Genomic DNA, 25,030 nt, shown 5'->3' with positions numbered 1-25,030 from the left:
CAAAAATGAGCGCAGCGACCTGATGACACGCCCCAACCGCAGCGCCGACAGCCCATACAAACAGTTTTGCAAGAGACTCACCCCACAAACGAAAAAGCCCCGTCGCAAGACAGGGCTTTTCCAGCGGTCTCGCAATTAAGCTGCGATAACGCTTACGTAACGACGACCGAAGGCGCCTTTTACTTCGAACTTGATCACGCCTTCGACTTTAGCGAAGAGGGTGTGATCTTTACCCATGCCCACGCCGTAGCCAGCGTGGAATTGGGTGCCGCGCTGACGCACGATGATGTTGCCTGCTTTGATAGCCTGGCCGCCATACATCTTCACGCCAAGGCGTTTGGCTTCTGAGTCGCGACCGTTACGGGTACTACCACCAGCTTTTTTGTGTGCCATGAGTTCAATTCTCCTAGTGAGGAATTAGGCTGAAATTAAGCCTGAATACCGGTGATTTTGATCTCGGTGTACCACTGGCGGTGGCCCATGCGCTTCATGTGGTGCTTACGACGACGGAACTTGATGATGCGGACTTTATCGTGACGACCTTGGGAGATCACTTCAGCCACAACGGTAGCGCCAGCAACGACTGGAGCGCCGATATTCACGTCATCGCCATTGGCGACCAACAGAACGCGATCAAAAGTCACGGATTCGCCGGTAGCGATTTCCAGTTTTTCGATCTTCAGGTATTCACCTGGGGCGACCTTGTATTGCTTGCCACCAGTAACAATTACTGCGTACGACATGGTATTTCTCCGATAATCCTGCTCACCCAGCGCTTTATAAGAAGAGGTATTGGCTGGCATGGCTGCATGGGCTGGAAGGCCCGGATGCAATTGCGTAAGGCAGGTGCTGCCCAGGAAGTTCAGGGTGCGCGATTGTACGCAAGCTGTTCGAGCCTTGCAAGTAGCCGTCCATCGTGCCTTGACAGGCCTGGGTGGGGGTCCTAGCATGCCGCGCAACCCTTCTGGAGCACCTGTCGCTGATGCAACCCCAAGCTTTCTACCGCGCGGTGGCGGACGATTTTAACGCCGTCGACGGCATCATCAAGAAGCAGCTGACTTCCCGCGTGCCTCTGGTATCGAAAATCGGCGACTACATCACTTCGGCGGGCGGTAAACGCCTGCGTCCTTTATTGGTACTGCTGTGCGGCAAGGCCCTGGGTCGCGAAGGCGACGACATGCGCCTGCTGGCCGCTACCATCGAATTCCTGCACACCGCGACCCTGCTGCACGACGACGTGGTCGACATGTCCGGCATGCGCCGTGGCCGTTCGACCGCCAACGCCATGTGGGGCAATGCCCCGAGCGTGCTGGTGGGCGACTTCCTGTATTCGCGCTCGTTCGAAATGATGGTCGAGCTGGGCTCGATGCCGGTGATGAAGATCCTGTCCCAGGCCACGCGCATCATCGCCGAAGGCGAAGTGCTGCAGTTGTCCAAGGTACGCGATGCCAGCACCACGGAAGAGACCTACATGGAAGTCATTCGCGGCAAGACCGCGATGCTCTTCGAGGCCTCGACCCACAGCGCCGCTGCCCTGGCCGGCGCCAGTACCGAGCAGAGCGAAGCATTGCGCACGTTCGGCGATCACCTGGGCGTGGCCTTCCAGTTGGTGGACGACCTGCTCGACTACAAGGGCGATGCCGAGACCCTGGGCAAGAACGTCGGTGACGACCTGGCCGAAGGCAAGCCGACCCTGCCGCTGATCTACACCATGCGCGAAGGCACGCCAGAGCAGGCGGCGCTGGTACGCCAGGCGATCCAGAAAGGCGGGATCGAAGACCTGGAAAGCATCCGTATCGCGGTCGAAGCTTCCGGCTCGCTGGAGTACACCGCGAAACTGGCCCGGGACTACGTCGCCCGCGCGATCAAATGCCTCGACGCCCTGCCGCCCAGCGAATACCGCGATGCGCTGGTGGAATTGAGTGAGTTTGCGGTGGCCCGTACTCACTGATTGCATTAAAACCTGTGGGAAACCTGTGGGAGCGAGCTTGCTCGCGATAGCGGTGTGTCAATCAGCGCCAATGTTTGCTGATCCAGCGCTATCGCGAGCAAGCTCGCTCCCGCAAGGGTTTTTCACCGCCCTGCCCTCTGCGGCCTAAAACCCTATATAATGTGCGCCCTTTTGCCCTCCTGACACCAAGGAACCTTAGTGAGCACGTTGCCTCCCTGCCCGAAATGCAATTCCGAATACACCTACGAAGACGGCACCCAGCTGGTCTGCCCGGAGTGTGCCCACGAATGGTCCGCCAGCGGCGAAGCTGAAGCGGCGTCCGACGACACCGTGAAGAAAGATTCGGTCGGCAATGTCTTGCAGGACGGCGACACCATCACCGTGATCAAGGACCTCAAGGTCAAGGGCACCTCGCTGGTGGTCAAGGTCGGCACCAAGGTCAAGAACATCCGCCTGTGCGATGGCGACCACGATATCGATTGCAAGATCGACGGTATCGGCCCGATGAAACTCAAATCCGAGTTCGTCAGAAAAGTCTGATTCGGCTGCATTCCATCCCATGCCCCGCGTGTGGGATGGAGCTTCACCCTCCCCGCTTGAGTCCCATTTCCCGGGCGTTAGCCAAGTGCCAGCCGCCTTGAGCTAGCACAACCCATCGTCAGAAAAACAATCGCAACGCCAATAGAGACTTGCTATTTAGCGAATAAGAATTATTCTCATCGAATCCATCAAGGAGATGAGAACCATGACTTATTTGATCGATGCCTGGCTGGACCGCCCACATCCCTACCTCAGGATTCTGCATCGGGAAACCGGGGAAGTCTGTGCGGTGCTTGAAGAAGAAGCCTTGAACGAGCTGCAGGACCAAGGAGACCTGGACCTCAACAGCCTCAATTCCAGTGAGCCGCTGGTGCTCAAGGAGCTGGTGCGCAATCTGTTCCTGTTCTGCTATGCCCGGGCGTTGCGCCCTACGGGTGATTTCAGCGGCAGATTCCACGGATGAAGCAGGCAAACCCTGTGGGAGCGAGCTTGCTCGCGATGGCGGTGTGTCAGTAACGAGAATGTCGACTGACTGTCCGCTTTCGCGAGCAAGCTCGCTCCCACAGTTTTTTGTCCGGCGGTAAAACCGGACAGGGTCTTACAGCACGTCCAACAGCTCGACGTCGAACACCAGCACGCTGTGTGGCGGAATGCTGCCAACGCCTTGAGCGCCGTAAGCCAGTTCGCTCGGCACGTACAGGCGCCATTTGCTGCCGGCATTCATCAGCTGCAGTGCTTCGGTCCAGCCTGGGATCACGCCGCCTACCGGGAATTCGGCTGGCTGGCCACGATCGTAGGAGCTGTCGAACACAGTGCCGTCGATCAGGGTACCGTGGTAGTGGGTACGTACCTGGTCCTCACGGGTCGGCTTGGCGCCTTCACCCTGGGTCAGCACTTCGAACTGCAGGCCGGAAGCCAGGGTGGTGATGCCTTCGCGCTTGGCGTTTTCCGCCAGGAACGCACGCCCTTCACCCGCAGCGGCTTCAGCCTTGGCGGCTGCTTCGGCCTGCATGATTTCACGAATGACCTTGAAGCTGGCGGACATCTCGTCCTGGCCCACGCGGCTTGGCTTGCCGGCGAACGCGTCGGTCAGGCCGGCCAGGATCGCGTCCAGGCTGACACCCGGCGGCGGGTTGTCGCGCAGTTGGTCGCCCAACTGACGGCCAATGCCGTAGCTGACGCGGGTTTCGTCGGTGGACAGGTTAACTTCGGACATGATGCTGCTCCGCTGTGCGGACGGCTCGAGAGTGGCCGTGTGTGACACAGCGCCTCCCGGAGCGCCCGGAACCAAAAGGGCGAGCAGACTAGCACAGATGCCACGGCGGGTGACGAGCCCTCACGTCAAAGCAACCCGCCAGAAACGACAACGCCCGCCTGCAGTTCGCCAGACGGGCGTTGCGCCAGCGCGAGGAACGGGCCTCAGTGCTTGGTCAGCTTGTCCAGGTAACCCATGGCAAAGGCCGAGACCACGAAGGTCATATGGATGATCACGTACCACATCAAGTGCTCGGGATCGACGTTCTTGGCGTCCATGAAAATGCGCAGCAAGTGGATGGAGGAAATCGCCACGATCGAGGCGGCGACTTTCATCTTCAGCGATGAAGAGTCCATGGTGCCCAGCCAGTTGAGCTTTTCCTTGTCGGAATCGATGTCCAGTTGCGAAACGAAGTTCTCGTAGCCGGAAATCATCACCATCACCAGCAGGCCGCCCACCAGCGCCATGTCGATCAGCGACAGCAGCACCAGGATCAGCTCGGACTCGGCCATGGCGAACACATTGGGGATGACGTGAAACACTTCCTGGAAGAATTTCAGCGCCAAGGCCAGCAAGCCCAGGGACAGCCCGAAATAGATCGGCGCCAGCAGCCAACGGGAGGCATACATTGCATTTTCGATAAAGCGTTCCATTGAGTCTCACACCAGGGCTGAAAAATCGCGGCGAGTATATCAGCCACGACCTGCCCCACAAATGCCGGGGCCATCCCTGGTCCCTGCTCTTGTGTCAAAATTTTTCTGCGAGTGCCCGTGCGGCGATGGCCTTCAATGCAGCGGACGAAACTCGAAGCCGCCGACATTGCGACAACGGCCTCCATTGATTTCACGCAGTTGGGCCTGCATGTGCAAGGACCAGATCTGCGGGTCGTCGGCCAGCTCATAGCCGTGCAAGGTCAGGCTCTGCACAATGGTGTCGAGGATGGATTCGGCGGCAGTCGGGCCGGGGAATGGCCCCTGGGCCTTGATGGCGGAGGGTTGTTCGCCAGCCATTCCGGCGGCGAAGAGCAAGGTCCACATACCGGTATCTCCCGCCAGGGGGCGGATGGCGCATTCGATACGGGTGACAAGGCCCAGGCATTGACGAGTGAGGCAAAGGTTGCGCGACATGGCGGCGCCCCTCGGTAGATCCGGTATTCAGTCTCGGGAAGAGGCTGTTTCGATCCAATGATGACTCTCGTTATCCTTGAGCTGAGGATAGAAGAAAAGTTCCGGTCCCATGGGTTTTGGAGACCAGAATGCGCCGAGCGGTCATAGTGTGAATATTGACGCCAAAGTGGCGACGTTTTTTTGAAGCAACTCAAAAATTGTGGGAGCGAGCTTGCTCGCGATAGCAGTGTGACAGTCGACTGATGAGTGACTGAAACTCCGCTATCGCGAGCAAGCTCGCTCCCACAGGGTCCCACATGGAAACGCCGCAATCAGGCCGGCTTGGCCTCCGCCAAGGCCTGCTGCGCCAGTTCCTTTTCCGCTTCCTTGATGTCGTCTTCGCTGATCATTTCCGCGATCACCCGCAGCCGCTCCACCACCCGGGCGTTGACGCTGCCCTCCGGGAACTCGCCGTTTTCATCTGGCTCACCGGCAGGCTCGCCCACCAACAGGCTCAGGGCTTCATCGGCCTGACGCACCGCATAGACGTGGAACTGCCCGGCGCGCACGGCGGCCAGCACTTTCTCGTCGAGCATCAGCGTCGCGACGTTGGCCTGGGGAATGATCGCCCCCTGCTCACCGGTCAGCCCCCGGGCTTCGCAAAGTCGGAAGAAGCCTTCGATCTTCTCGTTGACGCCACCCACCGCCTGCACTTCACCGAACTGGTTGATCGAACCGGTGATGGCAAAGCACTGCTTCAGCGGCGTCTTCGACAGGGCCGAGATCAGCGTACACGCCTCGCCCAGGGACGCGCTGTCGCCGTCCACGTAACCGTAGGATTGCTCCAGGGCGATGCTGGCCGAGATCGCCAGCGGGAATTCCTGGGCATAACGGCTGCCCAGGTAACCGGTGAGGATCATCACGCCCTTGGAGTGGATCGGTTGGCCAAGGTTGACCTCCCGCTCGATGTCGACGATGCCGCTGCCGCCCGGGTACACCGTGGCGGAAATCCGCGCCGGCACGCCGAACGCCGAATCGCCGACCTCCAGCACCGTCAGCCCGTTGCATTTGCCCACGGCCGCACCCGCGGTGTCGATCAGGATGATCCCCGCCAACATGTCGTCGAGGATCCGCGCCGAGACGCGTCCGGTGCGGGTGGCCTTGGCCTTGAGGGCACGTTCGATATGGCCGGCATCGGTCATCTCGTCACCGGCCAGCTGGCGGATGAAGTCCGCCTCGCTGACCAGTTGGAACAGGTCGCCGATGCGCGCCGACAAGCGCCCCTGGTGCTCGGCCAGCCGGGCGCTGTAGGTCGCCAGGCGCGCCACCGCGTCGGCGGTCAGCGGCGCCATGCCTTCTTCCGAAGTGCGGGTCTTGAGCAACTGGGCGAACTGCTCCAGGCTCTCGTCGCCCATCGGGATGTCTTCGTCGAAATCCACCAGCACGCGAAACATTTCCTGGAAGTCCGGATCCAGGTCCTGCAAGGCGTAATAGAGCTGGCGGGCGCCGATGATCACGACCTTGACCTGCAACGGGATGTGCTGCGGCGTCAGGGTCACCGTGGCCAGGCGTCCCAGCTCACCCAGGGGCGACTCCATCTTCAGCTTGCGCGATTGCAGGGCACGCTTGAGCGCATCCCACACGAACGGCTCGCCAAGCATTTTTTCCGCTTCAAGGATCAGGAAACCGCCATTGGCCCGGTGCAAGGCACCCGGACGCAGCTGTCGGTACGTGGTGTAGAGCGCGCCCTGGTCGGTGCTGTACTCGATCCGGCCGAACAGGTTGTCGTAGGTCGGGTGCGGCTCGAACACCACCGGCGCGCCACCGCTGGACGGATGCCCGACCACCAGGCTTGGCGCGTACTGCTCCTCCAGCAGCTTGCGGGCGATGGCGTCGGTCTTGCTGTCGTCCACCAGTTGCTCGACCACGGTCTTGAGCAGATAGACCTGCATGGCTTGCAGGTAGCCACAGACCGCGGCGTTCTCCGCGTACTTTTCCGACAGCGGCGCCAGCAGCGGTTGCAGGGCCAGGGTGATGGTTTCTTCGTTGAGCTGGCGCAACTGGTTGCTGGACTCGCGCTTCCATTGCGGCAGGCTGGCGAGTTCTTCGTTCAAGCGCTCTTCCAGGCCGGAGATGTCCTCGTGGAAACGCTCGCGCTCGGCCTCCGGCAACTGGGCGAATTCCGCCTCGTCCAGGGCCTTGCCTTCGCTCATCGGCGTGAAGGCGATGTTGCTGCTGTCACGGTACAGCGCGACATCCTTCTCCAGCGCCAGGCGCTCGATCACATCCAGGGCCCGGTCGTAGCGCTGGTTGAAAGCACGGTCGATGGCGCTTTTTTTCTGCTGGTAGGACGGGTGCTCGAACACCGCCGGGAAGGTCGCCAGCAGGTTGTCGATCAAGCCGTTGATGTCACCGATGAACGCACCGGCCGTGCCGGACGGCAGTTCCAGGGCACGGGGCTCGCGGGGCTCATCGAAATTGTTGACGTAGACCCAGTCCGCCGGGGTCTGCAGGCGCTTGCCTTCGGCCTTGAGATAGCGTTTGACGAAGGAAAACCGGCCGGTGCCGGGCTCGCCCATGACAAATACGTTGTAACCGGGGCGCGGCATGGCCACGCCGAACTGCAAGGCTTCGACCGCACGTTCCTGGCCAAGCACACCGCGGAAGGGCTCCAGATCATTGGTGGTAGAGAAGCTGAACTGTTCAGCGGAAAACGGACGGGTCAGCGCTTCGGGCGCTAGACGCAAGCTGGCAGCAACAGGATCAGGCATCGGGCTTCCTTACATCAGGCGGGGCAGATAGCGGCATTCTGGCGCTGCCTGCACCTGACTGGCAAGGAGCGTCTCAGGCCAAAGCATAGTCCAGGGACATCCCCCTGGCCGGGCTCGATAAATTAAGGACTTGCAGGATAGTTTTTGCAAAATGTCACGGAACCCTGGGATCGTGCCTAAACTCCAAAGTGCGCGGCTGGAACAATAACCGGCCCACTGGCAGCTGTAGGGGCCAGACCCTGTCCATTGGTATGCACATAAAGAGAACATAGCTATGAAACGGATTCTTCTCGGTACTCTCTTCACCGCTGTATCCCTCAACGCCATGGCTCAGGCGCCGGGCGGCCCGGATTGCGGCTGGGGCAACATGCTGTTCGAAGGTCAGCGTGGCACTCCGGCACACTTCCTGGCATCCACCACCAACGGCACTTCCGGTAACGCCACCTTCGGCATGACCTCCGGCACCAACGGCTGCTCGACCAACGCGGCACTGACCTACGGTGGCAAGTCCTGGCTGGCCATGAATGGCATGATGAACGAGCTGTCCGAAGACATGGCCAAGGGTCAGGGCGAAGCGCTGACCACCTATGCCGTGGTACTGGGCGTAGCGCCGGAAGATCGCGCACACTTCTCCGCCGTTACCCACGAGCACTTCCAGCAGATCTTCAGCAAGGCTGACGTGACCGCAGAAGACGTGCATACCAACACCCTGGCCGTATTGAAAAGCGACCCTCGCCTGGCCAAGTACGCCACTCAAGCTTAAGCTCGACACCACTCGCTCCTCTCGGGGAGCGGGTTTTCTTTTTGGGGCCCCTTCGGTCTTTATTTTTTCGACTTTCCAAGTAGCCGACTATGCTCAAACGCCTTGCCTGGCTGGCGCTCTGTGTGTGCGCCCCGCTTTCCGCCGCGCCCCATATCGACCCTCAACGTTTGCAGCAACTGGCCAATGACCGCTTCTGGATCTCCCTGGGCCATTACGAAACCGCCAAGCTGGGCGGCTGGCGCAGCTATATCAGCGACAAAAAATTCTTCCTCGCCCCCGATGGCAATGAACATCCTGACCGTGAACTGACCGCCACGCTGCAAGCCTTGTATGGCCCGGCCAGCGCCGGCCAGCAACATGCCCAGTGCGTGTACCCGGCGCGCACCCGCTGGCTGAAGGCGCAGCTCAACCTGACGGACCTGCCGGCGGTCAATTGCAGCGACTTCACCCAATGGTTCAAGGACGTGTCGCCCCACAGCGCAGTGATGATTTTCCCCGCCGCGTACCTCAACAGCCCCTCCTCGATGTTCGGCCACACCCTGTTGCGCATCGACCAGGCCGATGTGCAAAGCGACAAGACCGCCCTGCTCAGCTACGCGATCAACTTTGGCGCCTACATCGAAGGCTCGGACAACAGCATCCTCTATGCCTGGAAGGGGCTGATGGGGGGCTATCCCGGCCTGTTCGCCCTGGTGCCGTACCAGGAAAAACTCTCTGAGTACCGTAGCCTGGAGAACCGCGACCTGTGGGAATACCGCCTCAACCTGAGCCAGGCGGAAACCGAGCGCATGGTCGAGCACGTCTGGGAACTCAAGCAGATTCAGTTCGACTATTTCTTTTTCGACGAAAACTGCTCCTATCGCCTGCTCGAATTGCTCCAAGTGGCCCGCCCCAGCCTGCGCCTGACCGAACAATTCCCGCTGACGGCGATTCCCACCGACACCGTCAAGGCGGTTAAAGAAGCCGGCCTGGTGGAAAGCATCCAGTACCGGCCGTCCCGGGAACGGGAACTGCTCAGCCGCGCCGAACCGCTCAGCGCTGACGAACAACAATGGGTACTGAACGTCAGCGCCGATCAGCAGCAACTGCAGGCACCGGCATTCAAGGCGCTGCCCCGCGAACGCCAGGCACTGGTCATCGACGCGGCGTATCGCCTGGAACGCTATCGCGCCAACGGCCAGGAACGCGATCCGCAGCGGGCCCAGCGCAGCTTCGAGCTGTTGCGGGCGATCAACCAGAACCCCGCGCCGGAACTCGACATCCCGCAACCGGGCCTGCCCGAGGACGGTCACCAATCGCGCACCTGGCAGGCCGGCCTCGGCACACGGGGCGACCGGGCGTTCGGTGAATACGGCTTGCGCATGGCCTATCACGACCTCAACGACAACGCCGAAAGTTTCCCGCTGGGGGCACAGATCGAAATCCTGCAATTGAAACTGCGCCAGTACGAAGGCAATGACTGGCAAGTGCAGCAACTGGATCTGGCGACCATTCGCTCCCTGACCCCACGCAACGAGCTGCTGCAACCGCTGTCCTGGCAGGTTACCGGCGGCCTGGAGCGGGTGCCGGGCAAACACGACGATGAAACCTTGGTCAGCCATGTCAACGGCGGCGCCGGCGGCACCTGGGCGCTGGGCGAAGATGTGCTGGGCTTCGCCCTGGGCACGGTGCGGGTCGAGCACAACAACGATTTCGCCCAGTTCATCGCCCCGGCCGCCGGTTTCAACAGCGGCGTGCTGTGGAACAACCCGCTGGGCAACTTGAGCCTGGAAGCCAAGGGCGACTATTTCGTCAACGGCGAAGTGCGTCGTAGCCTGAGCCTCAACCAGCAGTGGGAATTGTCCCGCAACCTCGGCCTGCGCTTGAGTGCCCAGCGAGAGTTCAGCCACGTGGCGTCGCCGGAGAACGAGGTGATGCTCGAGGTGAAGTGGTATCACTATTGACCGGCACCGTTCTGCACGCGCACAGAGACAAACGGATTAATCACAGGGCTTTCACATCGGCCTGACGAATACGCTTCTAGACTTCTCGTATAAGTGGATACGGCAGGAAGGCTCAAATGAGGCGCGCGGCAGTGGTACTGGGTATGGTGATGTTGCTCGGTGGCTGTGAAACCACTCATGAAGACCTGATCGCCCGAGGTTATCCACCGGCGTTCGCCGACGGCTACGACGACGGTTGCAGCAGTGGTCGGCAAGCGGCGGGGGTGATCACCGGTCAGTTCAGGAAAGACGTGCCACGGTACCTCAAGGACCCACGCTACGCCGAAGGCTGGAGCGATGGTTTCCGGCAGTGCCAGGCGATGCGCGAAAGCGAGGAGCGCAATGCCTACCGCGATCGTCATTGGGATGACCACGAACGTGCCTGGCAACAGGAAAAGGATCGGGACGCCGGCCGGGCTTATCGCTCGCCGTGAGTCGCGTATAGACATTCGTCGAAACCAAAAGCCTGCGACCATGGACCAAACTCCAATAGAGGAGAACACCATGAGCCGCGCTTTCGTCAACGAAGACAACGCCGCTGCCCAGGCCGACCAGCCGGTCGAACGTCAGGTCAGTGCGCAACCCAATTACGTTACGCCCACCGGGCTTGCCCAACTCCAGGCCCGGGTCGCCGAATTGCAGGCGTTGCACGGCCAGCAGGCGAGCCGAGGGGATCTGGCGGACAAACAACGGATCGCCGACCTTGAACGGGATCTGCGCTATTTCAAGCAGCGCCTGCAAAGCGCCCAGGTCGTTGCACCGACGTCGTCCGATCAAGTGCGGATCGGGCATTGGGTGACCTTTGTCGATGAACAGGATCACGAACAGCGAGTGCAGTTAGTGGGTGAAGACCAGGCCGATGCGGCCAGTGGCTTGATCAACTGGGGCTCGCCGCTGGGGCGCGCGTTGTTGGGGGCGAAGGTGGGGGATGAAGTGATATGGAGGCGACCACTGGGGGATCTCGCCATCGAGGTCGTTGCGATAGATACTCCATGATGTTGCCGGCTTTTTTAAAACATGATTAAAGCCTCTAACATCAAGCCCGACAATAACCTGTTACTTGTCTGTAGCCATATGTAACTGCAACATGAGGTCATAACAACAAGTTTGCGTTAAATCAGGACCATGCTACTGTTTTTCCCGCACCGTAATCGGCGCGCTGTAAAAACAGAAAGGAGATGCACTAATGAGCGAACAGATACTGGCAATGTCAGGTGACTTCGACAGCGACTTCAAGTTCTACCAACAGGTCACCGATCTGGCCTCCGAGTCAGCAGCACGGACCATTGTCGAATGCGGCACCCTAAACTGCACCGCTCTTTTATGCTAAATCCTTTTCCATCAAAGTAGACCTGCACAACAGGTCCTTGATACTCCCTAACCCCAACTATAAAACAACTTTATCAACATCCTACCGTTCGGATGCGCTTGCTCGCACCCAACTGCCTGTACTTGATGTTTGATAACTGATGAGGACAACACCATGAGCGAACAGATCCTGAACATGTCCGGTGACTTCTATAGCGACTTCGACGCTTATCAAGCGCCCACCAAAAACATGGGCTCGATACTGGCAACGACAATGGAATGCAACACCTTTGGCACGTGCACCAATCTCGAATGCTCGACACTCGGCTGCTAAGCCCTTCCACTGATCGTCCAAACAGGCAACACCCATAACCATAGAGCAGGCAACGCCTGCTCTATCCATTTCAGGATCGACGGCATGCTTGTTAACGCTTTGAAGTTGAATCAGCGAGGTCAGTACAGATTCACTTCCGACGGCGACATCGCCCTTTTTTTAAACAACCTGACCCGCCTGCATGCTGATGATCAGGCCTTGCTGGATCATTTCGGGTTGAACCGGGAACAACTGGCGTCGTATGCCAAGGCACCCGGTAACCCACAGCGCCAGCCTGACGACGGCGAAACCGTCTTGAGGGCCTTGAAGGAAAAGCTTGCTCGCCTCGACAGCTTTCACGTCGGCAGGGAAAAGGCGGCGAGCGGCAAAGACAATTTTTATTGGTTTGGCTACCGCTTTTTTCTTTATTTCATCGATACGTTCAAGGCGGATGGGCGCTACGCCAAAGCGTCACTGCACATTGATGAAGCCGCCCTGTTGGCAAGCCTTGAGCACTATGTCTTGGCCCGTGTCGGACGCACATCGGAACAAAGCCTGGTCCACTATCTGAATACGCGGATTGCGGACGGCGACGAGATTGACCTGGACGGGTTCAGCGAACAGCTGCGCACGTTGCCACTGTTTGCGTTTTTCGATTCCTATCCTGTGTTGGCAACCCTGCTTTTTGATTTGCTGGAAGACACCCTCGACTATCTTTATGCGGTCATATTCGACTTCGCCGGCGATGTTGACGCGCTGGAGATGGCATTCTCAATCCCATCCCGAAAAATCGACGCTATCGAGTTCGGCCTGGGTGACCCTCACGGTCGCGGTGAAACGGTCTGCCAGGTCAAATTCCGCACAACCTCCTTGGTCTACAAACCACGGGCAAGCCGCGAAGCAGTTTTTTTCAATCGCCTGCTGGGACAATTACGTGAGTGGACTGGCGCGGATTGTTTTGCCATCCACGCGCCAGGAATCCTCAGCCGTGAGCGACATAGCTGGATAGAAAAGGTCGACAACACGCCTTGTGACAGCGCAGCGGACGTGGCGCTGTTCTATAAAAAGATGGGGGCACAGATCGCCGTCATTCATGCACTCAACGGCATCGACTTCCATTACGAGAACATCATTGCGTGTGGCAGCAGCCCTGTCATGATCGATCTTGAGTGCTTGTTCACTGCGTCCACCAGCGACCTGCTACTCGAACTGCCGCTCGATAGCGCACTGTCCAACACCTTCAAAGTGATCCAGCAGTCGGTGTGTTCCAGCGGCTTCGTACCCTTTTCACAAAAATCCAATAACGACCAGAGCGGGCTGACTCGGCAAGCGCTGTTCATTTCCACCCGCCACTCCCTGGTTTTCGAAAATGGCTTTTACCATTTACGTAAAGTCGAGTTCGAACACCTTCTGGCGCAAAAGCATTTGCCGCTTTTGCAGGGGGAACGCAAGGGGCATGAAACGTATAAAGCCGAACTTGTCCACGGCTTTGAATATGCTTATGGCGAATTGATGACGCATCGGCACACGATCATGCAGATGCTTGAGCAAGCCGCAGGCGAATTATCAACCCGTGTTTTGCTCAAAAACTCTCAACGATATGCGGACTTTATCGGGCTGAGCCGCCATCCTCGCTTCATGAAAAACATGCTGGACCGGGAGCTTCTGCTTGCAACCCTGTGGAAAGACTTGAAAGAGCCTTATCGAGCAAAGGGCATTCCGCGTCATGAAATAGCCGACCTGCAAAGATCCAGCATTCCGTGTTTCACCATGCCGCTCAATTCCAACGCGTTGATGAGCGCACAAGGTGAAACAATAGACATGACGAAAGTACAACCTCCGATAAAAAGCTGCCTACAGAAAATAGCCAATCTGTCCGCAGCCGACAGGGCATTACAACTCACGCTGCTCGAAATGTGTTTGTATCCGGAGTCAAATGGACAGCCGTTATCACGTGCCCCTCTAAAAACAACGCCCCAAGCGGATCGACTCGACGCGATACTCGGCATCAGTTCCCGCCTCGAAGCGCTTGCGATCAAGGGAACGGCAACGGACGTCAGTTGGTTGGCGTTCCATACGCACCCAACGACACGTGGAAAATACCCTTCACCCATGGATCATGGGTTGTACTCCGGTATCGCCGGGATTGGGTTGTTTTATCTGAGCCTGTTCAAGGTAAGCGGCAAACCACGCTTATTGTCGCTCCTGGATCAGATACTGGCCTCACTGGAACAACACTTTGGCTTTTTCAAAGCCGACCTAACCATCAGTGCCTATCATGGCCTGGGCTCCTATCTCTATCTGCTCATCAATCGCCGCCAAATCACCGGTGATCCGAAACACGATGAGAAAATTGCCAGCCTGCTGACCCAACTGATTGATGCCCCCCCTGAAGACTACGATTTCGACTTCCTGGGCGGCTGTTGTGGTGCGGTGACGCTGCTGGCCAATATTCATGGGTTATCGGCGCAAGTGGATGTGCTGCCGGCCATTTGGCGCATGGTTGCTTACATAAAGGACCAGATACTGATCGAAGAAGGCCAGCTTCTTCGACGCGATGATCGCTCCGTCATTTTAACGGGCCTGTCCCATGGTCTCTCCGGCGTCATCCAGGCCTTGTGCAAAGCCTATGACGTGACCGGCGATGGGGCGTTGGTGCCCTTGGCCATCCAGGTGCTGGAGGGTGAAAATCGCTTGAGCCGAGAGGGTTTCTGGCTGGACCTGAGAGACCTGGGCCCCGTCGACCATGCCACCAAGTGGTGTCACGGAGACGGCGGTATCCTCATCGCCAGGCGACAACTCATGAAGTCGATGGGCGAGGCCTTGGACGCAACCACCCGACAGACGGTGCTCGACGATATCCAGCGTTGCGAGAGCAACCTCTGGCAGCACGGCTTGGGCGATGGCTATAACCTGTGCCATGGCGATTTCGGCAATCTGATGTGCCTGTATGACTGGTATCGGCACGCCGATGACCCCGAGGGTATCAGCAGGGTCAAGCAGGCCCTTGGCGAGGTCGCCCGGCAGTTTTTCGAAGGCCCCTTCCTCGACCATGACCGGGTTCCCGATGTCAGCCTGCTAACGGGCATTACGGGCGCAGGTTATGCCTTGCTGTATGAGATCGATCCAACGATCCCCAACATACTCTCGCTCGATTTCGCGCTGCAGACGTAGGCTGGAACTGTGGGAGCGAGCTCGCTCGCGATAGCGGTGGATCAATCAACTTCAATGTCGCTGACCCGCCGCCATCGCGAGCAAGCTCGCTCCCACATTTCCGATCCCTATCAGGCCAGTTTCTTGTGCCGTACACGATGCGGCTGGGCGGCCGCTTCGCCGAGGCGTTTCTTGCGATCGGCTTCGTACTCGGTGTAGTTGCCTTCGAAGAATACCGCTTGGGAGTCGTCTTCGTACGCCAGGATGTGGGTCGCCACGCGGTCGAGGAACCAACGATCGTGGGAGATCACAATGGCGGCGCCCGGGAAGTCCAGCAAGGCTTCTTCCAGGGAACGCAGGGTTTCGACGTCGAGGTCGTTGGACGGTTCGTCGAGCAGCAGGACGTTGCCGCCCTCCTTCAAGGTCAACGCCAGGTGCAAGCGACCGCGCTCACCGCCGGACAGGTCCTTGACGAACTTCTGCTGGTCGCCGCCCTTGAAGTTGAAGCGGCCGACGTAAGTGCGCGACGGGATTTCATAGTTGCCGATGCGGATCTGGTCGGAACCGTCGGAGATCTGCTGGAACACGGTCTTGCTGCCGTCCAGGTCCTCGCGGCTCTGGTCGACACAGGCCAACTGCACGGTTTCACCGATTTCGATGCTGCCCGAATCCGGGGTTTCCTTGCCCATCAGCATGCGGAACAGCGTGGATTTACCCGCGCCGTTACCACCGATCACCCCGACGATGGCACCTTTGGGCATGGAGAACGACAGGTTGTCGATCAGCACGCGGTCGCCATAACCCTTGGTGACGTTCTTGAACTCGATGACCTTGTCACCCAGGCGCGGACCAGCCGGGATGTAGATCTCGTTGGTTTCGCTGCGCTTCTGGAATTCCTGGGATTGCATTTCCTCGAAGCGTTGCAGACGGGCCTTGGATTTGGACTGGCGGGCCTTGGCGCCTTTGCGCACCCACTCCAGTTCTTCCTTCATGGCTTTTTCATGGGCCGACTGCTGCTTGGATTCCTGGGCCAGACGATCGGACTTGGCTTCCAGCCAGCCCGAATAGTTGCCCTCGTACGGAATGCCTGCGCCGCGGTCGAGTTCCAGGATCCAGCCGGCGACGTTGTCCAGGAAGTAACGGTCGTGCGTGATCGCAACCACGGTGCCCGGGAAGTCATGCAGGAAGTGTTCGAGCCAGGCGACGGAATCGGCGTCCAGGTGGTTGGTCGGTTCGTCGAGCAGCAGCATGTCCGGAGCCGACAGCAGCAGGCGGCACAAGGCCACGCGGCGTTTTTCACCACCGGAGAGGTGTTCGACCTTCGCGTCCCAGGCCGGCAGGCGCAGTGCATCGGCGGCCACTTCCAGCTGGCGATCCAGGTTGTGGCCGTCGCTGGCCTGCAGGATCGCTTCGAGCTTGGCCTGTTCGGCGGCCAGCTTGTCGAAGTCGGCATCCGGGTCGGCGTAGGCGGCATAGACTTCGTCGAGGCGCGCCTGGGCATCCTTGATCACGCTGACCGCTTCCTCGACCACTTCACGCACGGTCTTGCTCGGGTCCAGCTGCGGTTCCTGGGGCAGGTAGCCGATGTTCAGGTCTGGCATCGGACGGGCTTCACCGTCGAATTCGTTATCGACGCCGGCCATGATTTTCAGCAGCGTGGACTTACCCGAGCCGTTGAGACCCAGTACGCCGATCTTGGCCCCGGGGAAGAACGACAATGAAATGTTTTTCAGGATTTCCCGCTTCGGCGGAACAACTTTGCTCAGCCGATGCATGGTGAAGACGTATTGAGCCATGGTGAACCTAGCGTCAGTGACAGTTGAAAAGAACGAGCCAGGCCATGCGCGGCGCCGGCACTTGACGGTCATCAATGCCTGCGGGCGGATAGAGCCTGGGAATCTGGAGCTGGAACGCTCTTGTTTGACCGGCAAAGCTACCTCAACCGTCGGTCAAGGTCCAGCCGCCAGGGGCTGGCACTTTGCCACAAGTCAAGGCATGCTAGCCGCCCTTCGGGCGTCCGGCTTATAGTGCACGTCGCGCCAGTCCAGCAAACTGCAGGATTACAGCTTGTCCAACGTCACTCCGCCCCTGTCCCCTCGCGCACCCGCTGTCGTGCCCGGCTCGCCCCTGCGCGGGACGCTGAAGGGCGCGCTGGCCACGCTGGTGCTGCTATTGCTCGGCTTGCTGTTCTGGCAACTGCTTGACCAACTGCGTGAAACCCAACAACAACAGCGCCAATACACCATCGACTACACCGCCGATCTTGCCGCGCAAGTCAGCCTGAACATGGCCCTGAACGCGCAAATCGCCCTCAACCTGCTACCGATCGTCGAACAGCCACAAAGTGCCGACGAACAGCAGGCCCTGGTTCGTAAACTCCAGCAATCGTTACCCGAATTGCGCAGCCTGGCACTGCTGAGCCCTTCCGGCCGGGTGCTCAGTGACAGCGACGCCGACAGCCATGACGCCGACTACCTGGGCGAGCTGGTGCGGCGCAGCCGGGCCCAGGCCCATTATTTCAGCAATGCCGAAGACGGCTCCGTGGTGCATCTGTTGTTGCACCAGGCCAGCGGCAGCAGCCGTGGCTATTGGGCCCTGCGCCTGACCCCGAATTTTTTCTCCACCCTGACCAAGCAAGCCGATGTGGGGCTGCGCCCGCTGTGGCTGGTGGAAAACCGCCTCAACCAGCAGATCATCAGCCGCGACGAGAGCCTGCCCTCGATCAGCCCTACCCACCTGTCGCCGGATGACCTGGAGAACACGGTACTGACCGTGCCCCTGAGCAGCAGCGACTGGCAACTGCGGGGGCTGTTCGACCGGCGCCAGGTGATCGAGCAACTGCTGCCGGCCTTCATCGGAAAGTGCCTGCTGGGCCTGGCGTTTTCGTTGCTGCCCGTCATCGCCCTCTTGAACATGCGTCGGCGCCAGCGACAGTTGCACGAAGGTCGACGGCGTTACCAGGATATTTTCGAAGGCACCGGCGTGGCCCTGTGTGTGCTGGACCTGTCGGGGCTCAAGGCGTTTTTTGAGCGGGCGGGCCTGCACAATGGCGATCAATTGCGCGCCTGGCTGCAAACCGCTCACCAACTCGAGCAATTGCGCCAGGAAGTTCATGTCACCGAAGTCAACCAGATGGCGTTGAAACTGCTCAATGTCGACTCCTGTGCCCAAGCTTGGCAGTTGCTGGTCGGCAAGGGCACGCCAGACAACAACCCCATCGGCTCGAAACTGCTCGAAGCGCTGCTCGACCAACACAAGCAACTGGAGCTGGAAATCAAGCTCCAGGACGCCCATGGCCGCGACCAGCACCTGTGGCTGGTGCTGCGCCTGCCGGAAAAACAGCCCGACTATAACGCCGTCATCCTGAGCATCAGCGACATCACCAGCCGCAAGCTGATCGAGCTCTCGCTGCTCGAACGCGAAGGTTTCTGGTCCGACGTGGTGCGCACCGTTCCGGATCATCTCTACGTGCAGGATGTCATCAGCCAGCGGATGATCTTCAGCAACCATCACCTGGGCCAGACCCTGGGCTACGACCGCACCGAACTGCACCAGATGGGCGAGTACTTCTGGGAGATCCTGCTGCACAGCGACGACGCCGATCACTACCACAACCTGCGCCAGGAACAACGCCGTGGCGGCTACACTCAGCTGCTGCAATGCCAATTGCGCTTTCGCCATCGCAATGGCAAATGGCGCTGTTTCGACATTCGCGAACAGGCACTGGCCCGAGACCGGCATGACCAGGTGACCCGGATCATCGGCGTGGCCAAGGACGTCACCGAGCAGATCGAGGCCAGCGAATCGCTGCGCGACAGCGAGCAACGCTACCGGATGCTCGCCGAAAGCATCAGCGACGTGATCTTCTCCACCGACAACAAGCTTTCGCTCAACTATGTCAGCCCGTCGGTGCAAGCGGTACTGGGCTACACCGCCGACTGGATTTTCCAGAACGGCTGGCAATCGATCATCGCCAATCCACAACAACTGACCGGCATCTACAGCCTGATGGACCGCGTCAGCAAGGCCCTCGACAAGCCTGAGCAACTGGCCGAGCTGCGCAACCAGATGCAGACCCAACTGTTCCTGTTCGACTGCCTGCGCGCCGATGGGCGCAAGATCCCCATCGAGCTGCGGCTGGTGCTGGTGTGGGATGAACACGGCGCGTTCGAAGGCGTGCTGGGCGTTGGCCGCGACATCAGCCAGCAGCGTCGCGCCGAAAAAGACCTGCGCATGGCCGCCACGGTCTTCGAGCACTCGACCTCGGCGATCCTGATCACCGACCCGGCCGGCTACATTGTCCAGGCCAACGAAGCCTTCAGTCGCGTCAGCGGTTATGCCGTGTCGCAAGTGCTGGACCAGTTGCCCAACATGCTGACCGTGGACGAGCAACAGGAAGCCCACTTGCGCTACGTGCTCAAGCAGTTGCAGCAACACAGCACGTGGGAAGGCGAAGTCTGGCTCAAGCGTCGCAATGGCGAACACTACCCGGCCTGGGTCGGCATCACCGCCGTGCTGGACGACGAAGGCGACCTGGCCAGTTATGTGTGCTTCTTCAGCGACATCAGCGAACGCAAGGCCAGCGAGCAGCGCATCCATCGCCTGGCCTATTACGACGCCCTGACCCACCTGCCCAACCGCACGCTGTTCCAGGATCGCCTGCACACCGCGCTGCAATCGGCCGAGCGGCAGAAGACCTGGGTCGTGCTGATGTTCCTCGACCTCGACCGCTTCAAGCCGATCAACGACTCCCTGGGCCACGCCGCCGGCGACCGGATGCTCAAGGAGATGGCCACGCGCCTGCTCGGCTGCGTCGCCGACGACGACACCGTGGCGCGCATGGGCGGCGACGAGTTCACCCTGCTGCTGCAACCGCGCGTCAGCCGTGAAATGGCGCTGAACCGGGCCATCACTGTGGCCGAGCAGATCCTCGCCAGCCTGGTCCGGCCCTTCGTGCTCGAAGGCCGCGAGTTTTTCGTCACCGCCAGTATCGGTATCGCCCTGAGCCCCCAGGACGGCAACGAACTGAGCCAGTTGATGAAGAACGCCGACACGGCCATGTACCACGCCAAGGAGCGTGGCAAGAACAACTTCCAGTTCTACCAGGCCGACATGAACGCCAGCGCCCTGGAGCGCCTGGAACTGGAAAGCGACCTGCGCCACGCCTTGGAGCAGAACGAGTTCGTGCTGTATTACCAACCGCAGTTCAGCGGCGATGGCAAACGGTTGACCGGCGCCGAGGCCCTGCTGCGCTGGCGCCATCCGCGACGTGGGTTGGTGCCACCGGGGGATTTCATCCCGGTGCTCGAAGAGCTCGGGCTGGTGGTGGACGTCGGCGACTGGGTCATCACCGAAGCCTGCCGGCAACTCAGGACCTGGCACCAGGCCAAGGTCCGGGTGCCGAAGGTCTCGGTCAACATTTCGGCCCGGCAGTTCTCCGATGGCCAGTTGGGCACGCGCATCGCCAATATCCTGCGCAGCACCGGTCTGCCACCGGCCTGCCTGGAGCTGGAACTGACGGAAAGTATCCTGATGCGCGAAGTCAGCGAGGCGATGCAGATCCTCGCCGGGCTGAAAAACCTGGGCCTGAGCATCGCCGTCGATGACTTCGGCACTGGTTATTCATCGCTCAACTACCTCAAGCAATTCCCCATCGACGTGCTGAAGATCGACCGCACCTTCGTCGACGGCCTGCCGTCCGGCGAGCAGGATGCGCAGATCGCCCGGGCAATCATCGCCATGGCCCACAGCCTCAACCTGGCGGTGATCGCCGAGGGCGTCGAGACCCACGAGCAGCTGGATTTCCTGCGCGAGCACGGCTGCGACGAGGTCCAGGGCTACCTGTTCGGCCGGCCGATGCCGGCCAATCGGTTCGAAGCACAGTTCAGCAATGATGCGTTGTTCATGCTCGACTGAGGTTCTTCGCTGCCTGTAGTGGCCTCATCGCGAGCAAGCTCGCTCCCACATTTGGACGTGCGTGCCCATCATCCTGTGGGAGCGAGCTTGCTCGCGATAGGGCCCGCCAAGGCCACGCAGAATGGCGCTTGAATCCCATTCGTCCGCGACATGACGCCCTTTCATATGCCTTCCAAAACCGGTTGAGGTAGAATGCCCCCCTTTTCTGCCCCGATCCTTGAGGACCGCCATGTTCAGCCGTGATTTGACTATTGCCAAGTACGACGCCGATCTCTTTGCCGCCATGGAGCAAGAAGCTCAGCGCCAGGAAGAGCACATTGAGCTGATCGCTTCGGAAAACTACACCAGCCCCGCGGTGATGGAAGCTCAAGGCTCGGTACTGACCAACAAGTACGCCGAAGGTTACCCGGGCAAGCGCTACTACGGTGGTTGCGAGTACGTCGACGTGGTCGAGCAACTGGCCATCGACCGCGCCAAGGAACTGTTCGGCGCCGATTACGCCAACGTCCAGCCGCACGCCGGTTCCCAAGCCAACGCCGCCGTGTACCTGGCGCTGCTGTCGGCCGGTGACACCATCCTGGGCATGAGCCTGGCCCACGGCGGTCACCTGACCCACGGCGCCAGCGTTTCCTCCTCCGGCAAGCTGTACAACGCCATCCAGTACGGTATCGACGGCAACGGCCTGATCGACTACGACGAAGTCGAGCGCCTGGCCCTCGAGCACAAGCCGAAAATGATCGTGGCCGGTTTCTCCGCCTACTCGCAGATCCTCGACTTCCCGCGTTTTCGCGCAATCGCCGACAAAGTCGGTGCCTACCTGTTCGTCGACATGGCCCACGTAGCCGGCCTGGTCGCCGCGGGCGTCTACCCGAACCCGGTGCCGTTCGCCGACGTGGTCACCACCACCACCCACAAGACCCTGCGCGGTCCACGTGGCGGCCTGATCCTGGCGCGCGCCAATGCCGACATCGAGAAGAAGCTGAACTCCGCCGTCTTCCCGGGCGCCCAGGGTGGCCCGCTGGAGCACGTGATCGCAGCCAAGGCGATCTGCTTCAAGGAAGCGCTGCAGCCTGAGTTCAAGGCTTACCAGCAACAAGTCGTGAAGAACGCCAAGGCCATGGCCGGCGTGTTCATCGAGCGCGGCTTCGACGTGGTGTCCGGCGGTACTGAAAACCACCTGTTCCTGCTCTCGCTGATCAAGCAGGACATCTCCGGCAAAGACGCTGACGCGGCGCTGGGCAAGGCGTTCATCACCGTGAACAAGAACTCGGTACCCAACGACCCACGCTCCCCGTTCGTCACTTCGGGCCTGCGCTTCGGCACCCCGGCCGTGACCACTCGCGGCTTCAAGGAAGCCGAGTGCAAGGAACTGGCCGGCTGGATCTGCGACATCCTGGCGGACCTGAACAACGAAGCGGTCATCGACGCCGTGCGTGAGAAGGTCAAGGCTATCTGCAAGAAGCTGCCGGTATACGGCGCTTAATCAGCCCGTCAGACCGCAATAAAAGGCCCGCCTCTTTCGATGCGGGCTTTTTTATTGGCCTTTAAAAGACCACGTCACCTAAGCAAACCACCTTTACAACACTCAGCATCTGCCTTGCACTTAACTTTCTGCAATACAGATAACACCACCAACAAGCAATAAACCAATAAAATCCAACTCGCCGCACCCACACTTCAAAACTCAATACAGGACTCATGTATCACATGGACAGTGAACATTCCTTTCATGCAACACTCAGCATGTTTGACGCCCACGTAAATCTACTTGAAACACTGCATGGCAAACCCGCGATGGCAACCGTCAGTTCATTCAGCGGTGGATTTTTTACCGGCAAACCGCAAACCCATGATCACTCACACTTGCTCGGCATCCGCGCCGAAACCCAGGGCATGGACCGCGCTCAATTGATCCTGCATTTTCGGCCTACGCCCAATGGCTATATTCTGACCCTGAAAAACCCCGGAGAACACTATAACAAACTGATCAGCAAGCGTTGGCTTGAAGTGCTCGGCGCAGAAAATCCAAACACCGTCAATCCGACGCGCTTTATTCTTATCGATCATCAACAAAACATCATCACACGGAAAAACATTAACACCCTGCACACACCCGTCTCGCTCATGACCGCCACTCATAAATATGTCGGTGGATTAAGAGTGCGCGGCTCACCTTATCTCTATCTTGCCGAGACCGAAGAAAAATCAAAGATCACTTTTATCTTGAGCCTGCGTGAAGGAAAGTGAGGCCAGCCAAAACATATAAAACCAGCCAACCCTGTGTGGCGAGGGGATTTATCCCCGCTGGACTGCGAAGCAGTCCTCACAGGAACGACCCAATCTACCAGGCACATCCAGGTGCCTGGTTTTCATAGCGGCTTCGCCGGCCGCAGACAGGGGACATCAAAACAGAATCGCTTCAAAACCGGCACGGATTTTCTCTTCGGGTAGCTCGTCGGCGATGAAGACGATCACGCTTTCCCGGGGTTCATCTGCGGCCCACTCGGTGTCCCAATCGAAACCGTACAGCTTGAGTACTCCCTGGAATACCAGTCGACGGGGTTCGCCGGCGATGTTCAGCACGCCTTTGTAGCGCAGCAATTGCTTGCCGTGATCTTCCAGCAACTGGTTCATGAACTCGCTGAGCTTGTCGATATCCAGGGCCTTGTCGGTGCGCAGCACCAGGCTGCTGATGCGATCGCCCGGGGTTGCCTTGCCCACCGGTCGCAGGCTGAGCCCTGCGCCGAGGTCCGCATTGAGATTGAAACCGCGAATGTCGAGCAACTCGGCCAGGTCGATCCGGCCGTGTTCAACCACCCTGATCGGTGCCCGTCGGTTGATGCGCGTCAGGCGCTCGCCAAGGGCCTGGACCTGGGCGGCGTCCACCAGGTCGGTCTTGCTCAGGAGCAGGCGGTCGGCAAACCCGACCTGGGCCTGGGCGATGGCCTGGGTCAGGTGGACGTCGGCGTGAGCCGCGTCCACCAGGGTCAGGATCCCGTCGAGGATATAGCGCTCGCGCAGGTCCTCGTCGATGAAGAAAGTCTGTGCCACCGGGGCCGGGTCGGCCAGGCCGGTGCACTCGATCACCAGGCGGTCGAAGGCGATCTCGCCGCTGTCCAGCCGCTCGAGCAACAGGTACAGGGCTTTGGTCAGGTCGGTGTGAATGGTGCAGCACACGCAGCCGTTGGCCAGGGTCATGACTTGCACCGGCTCGCCGCCCAACAGTTGGGTGTCGATACCGGCATCGCTGAATTCGTTCTCGATCACGGCGATTTTCAGGCCGTGCTCGGCCTTGAGCAGATGGCGCAACAGCGTGGTCTTGCCGGCGCCGAGGAAGCCGCTGAGGATGGTGACCGGGATGGGAGAGGACAACGTAATTCTCCTGCTGCGAAATTGAAGGAAGGCACACAATACAGCGTAGGAGCGAGTTTTTGTGGGAGCCTGGCTTGCCCGCGATAGCATCACCCCGGTAGCCAGATCAATCGAGGTGTCGGCATCGCGGGCAAGCCTTGCTCCCACACGGGCTCGTTTTTGCAAGGGATCCGGGGTGGATGACAATCCTGCCCCCCAAAAACGACTGTGGGAGCGAGCTTGCTCGCGATGGCGCTGGATCAGTCGACATCATCGTCAACTGACGCTCCGCCATCGCGAGCAAGCTCGCTCCCACAAGGGTTACATCATCCACCGGCCATCAGTTCAACAGCACTTGGGCCCACCCTTGCCGCCGTAACGGGCCTCCTGGCGTTCGCGAAAGAACGCCTCGTAGTCCATCATCGGTTTGTCCGGGTGCTTGGTTTGCATGTGCTCGACGTAGTTGTCGTAGTCGGGCATGCCGACCATCAGGCGGGCGGCCTGACCGAGGTATTTACCCAGGCGACTCAAGTCATTGAACATTGTTGCAATCCTCTATCAAGCGTCCGGCAGGGCCTGGAATGGCGCTTCCTTGTCCGTGCGTTCCTTGGTGCCCCAGGC

General features: G+C 59.7%; 22 protein-coding genes. 13 read left to right on the top strand and 9 right to left on the bottom strand.

Features of this window, described 5'->3' with window-relative positions; all coding sequences use genetic code 11:
• Positions 1 to 135: 135 nt before the first annotated feature.
• Positions 136 to 393, bottom strand: a complete 258-nt coding sequence (gene rpmA / locus BLU85_RS24470; protein ID WP_003205738.1) for a 50S ribosomal protein L27 — start codon at positions 391 to 393, stop codon at positions 136 to 138.
• 35 nt (positions 394 to 428) lie between these two features.
• Positions 429 to 743, bottom strand: coding sequence for a 50S ribosomal protein L21 (gene rplU / locus BLU85_RS24465; RefSeq protein ID WP_003176051.1), 315 nt, complete (start codon positions 741 to 743; stop codon positions 429 to 431).
• A 239-nt stretch (positions 744 to 982) separates the two neighbouring features.
• Here rplU and BLU85_RS24460 point away from each other — a divergent pair, with 239 nt between their 5' ends.
• From BLU85_RS24460 to BLU85_RS24450, 3 genes are all read left to right on the top strand, one after another.
• Positions 983 to 1,951, top strand: a complete 969-nt coding sequence (locus BLU85_RS24460; RefSeq protein ID WP_092204228.1) for a polyprenyl synthetase family protein — start codon at positions 983 to 985, stop codon at positions 1,949 to 1,951.
• Between the two features lie 198 nt (positions 1,952 to 2,149).
• Entirely contained in the window at positions 2,150 to 2,491 is a 342-nt protein-coding gene (locus tag BLU85_RS24455) for a zinc ribbon domain-containing protein YjdM (protein ID WP_053123983.1), read from the top strand.
• A gap of 205 nt (positions 2,492 to 2,696) precedes the next feature.
• Positions 2,697 to 2,954 carry a PA4570 family protein gene (locus BLU85_RS24450; protein ID WP_003205743.1) on the top strand — a complete coding sequence of 86 codons (258 nt, stop codon included), beginning with the start codon at positions 2,697 to 2,699 and terminating at the stop codon, positions 2,952 to 2,954.
• A gap of 135 nt (positions 2,955 to 3,089) precedes the next feature.
• Here BLU85_RS24450 and BLU85_RS24445 read toward each other — a convergent pair whose 3' ends face one another.
• The 4 genes from BLU85_RS24445 to BLU85_RS24430 all read right to left on the bottom strand — a co-directional run bounded on the left by BLU85_RS24445 (position 3,090) and on the right by BLU85_RS24430 (position 7,623).
• Complete coding sequence (locus BLU85_RS24445) at positions 3,090 to 3,707, bottom strand: BamJ family beta-barrel-assembly machinery protein (protein ID WP_003205746.1); 618 nt, start codon at positions 3,705 to 3,707, stop codon at positions 3,090 to 3,092.
• A 203-nt stretch (positions 3,708 to 3,910) separates the two neighbouring features.
• The gene (locus BLU85_RS24440) at positions 3,911 to 4,399 is read right to left on the bottom strand and encodes a TIGR00645 family protein (protein WP_025215565.1); all 489 of its coding nucleotides are present in this window, start codon (positions 4,397 to 4,399) and stop codon (positions 3,911 to 3,913) included.
• Between the two features lie 132 nt (positions 4,400 to 4,531).
• Positions 4,532 to 4,873: a PA4575 family protein gene (locus tag BLU85_RS24435; protein WP_013694243.1), complete on the bottom strand. Its 342-nt coding sequence runs from the start codon at positions 4,871 to 4,873 to the stop codon at positions 4,532 to 4,534.
• A 311-nt stretch (positions 4,874 to 5,184) separates the two neighbouring features.
• Positions 5,185 to 7,623, bottom strand: coding sequence for a Lon protease family protein (locus BLU85_RS24430; protein ID WP_060740549.1), 2,439 nt, complete (start codon positions 7,621 to 7,623; stop codon positions 5,185 to 5,187).
• A gap of 274 nt (positions 7,624 to 7,897) precedes the next feature.
• Between BLU85_RS24430 and BLU85_RS24425 the strand changes: the two genes are divergently transcribed.
• The 7 genes from BLU85_RS24425 to lanM all read left to right on the top strand — a co-directional run bounded on the left by BLU85_RS24425 (position 7,898) and on the right by lanM (position 15,163).
• Entirely contained in the window at positions 7,898 to 8,386 is a 489-nt protein-coding gene (locus BLU85_RS24425; protein WP_057451579.1) for a DUF3015 domain-containing protein, read from the top strand.
• Between the two features lie 89 nt (positions 8,387 to 8,475).
• Positions 8,476 to 10,329 (top strand): Lnb N-terminal periplasmic domain-containing protein, encoded by a 1,854-nt coding sequence (locus tag BLU85_RS24420; RefSeq protein ID WP_092204227.1) that lies wholly within the window; start codon positions 8,476 to 8,478, stop codon positions 10,327 to 10,329.
• A 116-nt stretch (positions 10,330 to 10,445) separates the two neighbouring features.
• On the top strand, positions 10,446 to 10,802 hold the full coding sequence (locus tag BLU85_RS24415; protein WP_092204226.1) for a putative periplasmic lipoprotein: 357 nt from the start codon (positions 10,446 to 10,448) through the stop codon (positions 10,800 to 10,802).
• Positions 10,803 to 10,872: 70 nt separating this feature from the next.
• Positions 10,873 to 11,364, top strand: a complete 492-nt coding sequence (locus BLU85_RS24410; protein WP_092204225.1) for a GreA/GreB family elongation factor — start codon at positions 10,873 to 10,875, stop codon at positions 11,362 to 11,364.
• A 190-nt stretch (positions 11,365 to 11,554) separates the two neighbouring features.
• On the top strand, positions 11,555 to 11,698 hold the full coding sequence (locus BLU85_RS31190; RefSeq protein ID WP_170847635.1) for a hypothetical protein: 144 nt from the start codon (positions 11,555 to 11,557) through the stop codon (positions 11,696 to 11,698).
• A gap of 153 nt (positions 11,699 to 11,851) precedes the next feature.
• On the top strand, positions 11,852 to 12,010 hold the full coding sequence (locus tag BLU85_RS31185; protein WP_170842353.1) for a hypothetical protein: 159 nt from the start codon (positions 11,852 to 11,854) through the stop codon (positions 12,008 to 12,010).
• An 84-nt stretch (positions 12,011 to 12,094) separates the two neighbouring features.
• The gene (gene lanM / locus BLU85_RS24405) at positions 12,095 to 15,163 is read left to right on the top strand and encodes a type 2 lanthipeptide synthetase LanM (RefSeq protein WP_092204224.1); all 3,069 of its coding nucleotides are present in this window, start codon (positions 12,095 to 12,097) and stop codon (positions 15,161 to 15,163) included.
• Between the two features lie 110 nt (positions 15,164 to 15,273).
• Here the strand turns inward: lanM and ettA are convergent, their stop codons facing one another.
• Positions 15,274 to 16,938: an energy-dependent translational throttle protein EttA gene (gene ettA, locus BLU85_RS24400; protein ID WP_018601028.1), complete on the bottom strand. Its 1,665-nt coding sequence runs from the start codon at positions 16,936 to 16,938 to the stop codon at positions 15,274 to 15,276.
• 271 nt (positions 16,939 to 17,209) lie between these two features.
• On the opposite strand from ettA, the gene BLU85_RS24395 reads away from it, so the two are divergent.
• From BLU85_RS24395 to BLU85_RS24385, 3 genes are all read left to right on the top strand, one after another.
• Complete coding sequence (locus BLU85_RS24395) at positions 17,210 to 21,058, top strand: sensor domain-containing protein (RefSeq protein ID WP_092204223.1); 3,849 nt, start codon at positions 17,210 to 17,212, stop codon at positions 21,056 to 21,058.
• Between the two features lie 229 nt (positions 21,059 to 21,287).
• Positions 21,288 to 22,541, top strand: coding sequence for a serine hydroxymethyltransferase (glyA, locus tag BLU85_RS24390; RefSeq protein ID WP_060740543.1), 1,254 nt, complete (start codon positions 21,288 to 21,290; stop codon positions 22,539 to 22,541).
• Between the two features lie 224 nt (positions 22,542 to 22,765).
• On the top strand, positions 22,766 to 23,305 hold the full coding sequence (locus tag BLU85_RS24385; protein WP_092204222.1) for a hypothetical protein: 540 nt from the start codon (positions 22,766 to 22,768) through the stop codon (positions 23,303 to 23,305).
• Positions 23,306 to 23,461: 156 nt separating this feature from the next.
• On the opposite strand, the gene yjiA is transcribed toward BLU85_RS24385, so the two are convergent.
• Positions 23,462 to 24,430, bottom strand: coding sequence for a GTPase (gene yjiA / locus BLU85_RS24380; RefSeq protein ID WP_092204221.1), 969 nt, complete (start codon positions 24,428 to 24,430; stop codon positions 23,462 to 23,464).
• Between the two features lie 324 nt (positions 24,431 to 24,754).
• Positions 24,755 to 24,952: a YbdD/YjiX family protein gene (locus BLU85_RS24375; protein WP_003182142.1), complete on the bottom strand. Its 198-nt coding sequence runs from the start codon at positions 24,950 to 24,952 to the stop codon at positions 24,755 to 24,757.
• Between the last annotated feature and the right edge of the window lie 78 nt (positions 24,953 to 25,030).

The organism is Pseudomonas sp. NFACC14, assembly GCF_900106885.1.
In the GTDB taxonomy this organism is placed as follows: Bacteria; Pseudomonadota; Gammaproteobacteria; order Pseudomonadales; family Pseudomonadaceae; genus Aquipseudomonas; species Aquipseudomonas fluorescens_AA.
Note: the sequence above shows the minus strand (reverse complement) of the source record. Positions and strands in the feature narration are given on the sequence as shown.